Origin of the sequence: Paramesorhizobium salinisoli, assembly GCF_003335045.1 — a bacterium.
GTDB lineage: Bacteria > Pseudomonadota > Alphaproteobacteria > Rhizobiales > Rhizobiaceae > Paramesorhizobium > Paramesorhizobium salinisoli.
The window spans coordinates 1-255 of record NZ_QOZG01000155.1; the positions used below are offsets into that span (position 1 = coordinate 1).

1 protein-coding gene is annotated in these 255 nt (G+C 65.1%); it reads right to left on the reverse strand.

Annotation, left to right across the window (positions count from 1 at the left end; all coding sequences use genetic code 11):
- On the reverse strand, positions 1-255 hold a 255-nt coding region (locus tag DUT91_RS26040), incomplete at both ends, for a hypothetical protein (protein WP_160113738.1).

Sequence of the window (255 nt, forward strand, 5' to 3'; positions counted from 1 at the left end):
CGGCGTGGCGAGCTGGATGGAGGTTTGACCATTCGGCAGCGAAACGCCGATCTTGCAGGCGCCAGCCGTGAAGTCCAGGACAAGATCGGGATCGGAATGGTCGTAGACCCCGGCTGCCGGGTTAAAGCTCCCCGTCGTGCCGATCACCGCATTGGCGATAGCGGAGCCGGCCTGGGCCGTCACATTGATGGTGGCCTGGCCCGTGGCGCCTTGGGTGTAGGAGGTGTTCTTGCTGTCGAACCCGGTGGCGCCGCT